Source organism: Nostoc sp. CALU 1950 (assembly GCF_051172895.1).
In the GTDB taxonomy this organism is placed as follows: Bacteria; Cyanobacteriota; Cyanobacteriia; order Cyanobacteriales; family Nostocaceae; genus Nostoc; species Nostoc edaphicum_A.
The window spans coordinates 1-1,036 of sequence record NZ_JBDNJQ010000394.1 but is presented as its reverse complement, the minus strand read 5'-3'; the positions used below and the strand labels follow the sequence as shown (position 1 = coordinate 1,036).

The window sequence follows — 1,036 nt, the reverse complement described above, 5'->3', positions numbered from 1 at the left end:
ATATAGCGTTTACCAGTCTAATGAAGTACACTAATTAAAATAAATCAGTGTATCTACTCAAGGGTAAAAATGAAACCATATTCCCTCGACTTTCGCCAAAAAATATTTGATACATACTTGTCAGGTGGAATATCACAACGTCAATTAGCAAAGAAATTTTGTGTCAGTTTAGGTTTTATTGAGAAATTACTAAAGCAATATAGAGAAACAGCAAGTATCGCTCCTAAAGTTAGGACAAAACAAACTCCTCCGAAGCTCAATGAAGAACAAATTAAGATTCTTGAAGAAATAGTTGAAGCTAAGAATGATGCCACCTTGAAAGAAATTCGCTTCATTCTCCAAGAAAAAACAGGAATAACAATTGGTATCTCTACGGTAGACAGGATGTTACAGAGGATAGAAATAAGCCTTAAAAAAAAACATTGCACGCCGCAGAAAAAGAGACTGAAAGAGTTCAATTATTAAGAGTACAGTTCTGGCTTCAACTTCATGGGATACCGACGGAAAACCTTGTATTTCTTGACGAAGCAGGAGCTAATCTATCTTTAATAAGACACTCCGCTCGTTCTAAAAAAGGTAAAAGAGCGCATGGCTCACGACCTCAAAAACGCTGTAAAAATGTCTCCATAATTGGAGCGATTGCTCTCAAAGGCGTGATTAGTCAATATAGTATTTTAGGAGCATGTGACGGGCTGACATTTGAGGCTTATATTTCTCAAAAATTAGTTCCAAAGCTGTGGAAAGGCGCTTATGTAATCATGGATAATTGTTCAATTCATAAAGGTGGAGACATTGAGAAAATAATCGAATCTGCTGGAGCTAAATTGATTTATTTACCACCATATTCTCCTGATTTTTCACCAATTGAAAACTGTTGGTCAAAAATTAAAAATTTACTACGTTCTATTGAAGCTAGAAGTTATCCAGACTTAGCAAAAGCAATTGAAAGTGCTTTTAATCAAGTCTCGTTAAATGATATTTATAACTGGTTTACCCATTCTTGTTACTGTACTTCACCAGACTAATAAACGCTATA

General features: G+C 34.8%; 1 protein-coding gene. It reads left to right on the top strand.

Annotated elements, in window-relative coordinates:
• Positions 1–69: 69 nt before the first annotated feature.
• Positions 70–1,025, top strand: a protein-coding gene (locus ABF638_RS38125; RefSeq protein ID WP_435027908.1) for an IS630 family transposase whose coding sequence is annotated in 2 segments (ribosomal slippage) — positions 70–412 and positions 412–1,025 — 957 coding nt in all. Because the reading frame shifts where the segments join, the coding sequence is not laid out codon by codon here.
• Positions 1,026–1,036: the final 11 nt, after the last annotated feature.